Here is a 991-nt window from a genome sequence, read left to right on the forward strand (position 1 = left end):
TCGGAGGAGAAGGCGGCGTCGAAGGCGGCGGCCGGTGGGGTGATGGCGTTGAGCGAGCGGATGTAGGCGAGGGATTCCGGCGCGCCGTGCAGCCGGTCCATGCCCGCGTCCTCCCACTCGATGGAGATCGGGCCGTCGTAGCCGATGTGGTTGAGCGCGCGGAAGCACTCCTCCCACGGCACGTCGCCCCGGCCGGTGGACACGAAGTCCCAGCCGCGGCGGGGGTCGGCCCAGGCCAGGTGGGAGGCCAGGCGGCCGCGCCGGCCGTCGCGGGTGGCGACCCGGGCGTCCTTGCAGTCGACGTGGTAGATCCGGTCGGCGAAGTCGATGATGAAGTTCGCCGGGTCCAGGCCCTGCCACACCATGTGCGAGGGGTCCCAGTTCAGCCCGAAGGCCGGCCGGCGCCCGATGGCCTCCAGCGTCCGCACGGTGGTGTGGTAGTCGTAGGCGATCTCGCTGGGGTGCACCTCGTGCGCGAAGCGCACCCCCACCTCGTCGAAGACGTCCAGGATCGGGTTCCACCGGTCGGCGAAGTCCTGGTAGCCCGTCTCGATCATCGACGGCGGCACCGGCGGGAACATCGCCAGGGTGTGCCAGATGGACGAGCCGGTGAAGCCGACGACGGTCGTGACGCCGAGCTTGGCCGCCGCGCGGGCGGTGTCCTTGATCTCCTCGGCGGCGCGCTGCCGTACGCCTTCGGGTTCGCCGTCGCCCCAGATGCGGGCGGGCAGGATGCCCTTGTGGCGCTCGTCGATGGGGTGGTCGCACACGGCCTGGCCGACGAGGTGGTTGGAGATCGTCCACACCCCGAGGTTGTACTTGGCCAGGGTCTCCTTCTTGCGCTCGATGTAGGAGTCGTCGGCGAGGGCCTTGTCGACCTCGAAGTGGTCGCCCCAGCAGGCGATCTCCAGGCCGTCGTAGCCCCATTCCGAGGCCAGCCGGCAGACCTCCTCGAACGGCAGGTCCGCCCACTGCCCGGTGAACAACGTGA

At 70.3% G+C, this 991-nt stretch carries 1 protein-coding gene; it reads right to left on the minus strand.

Annotated features, from left to right (window positions below; genetic code table 11):
• Nucleotides 1-991 (minus strand): sugar phosphate isomerase/epimerase (locus FLW16_RS42905; RefSeq protein ID WP_142566719.1); only part of this gene is annotated, 991 nt, incomplete at both ends.

Source organism: Microbispora sp. KK1-11 (genome assembly GCF_006874435.1).
In the GTDB taxonomy this organism is placed as follows: domain Bacteria; phylum Actinomycetota; class Actinomycetes; order Streptosporangiales; family Streptosporangiaceae; genus Microbispora; species Microbispora catharanthi.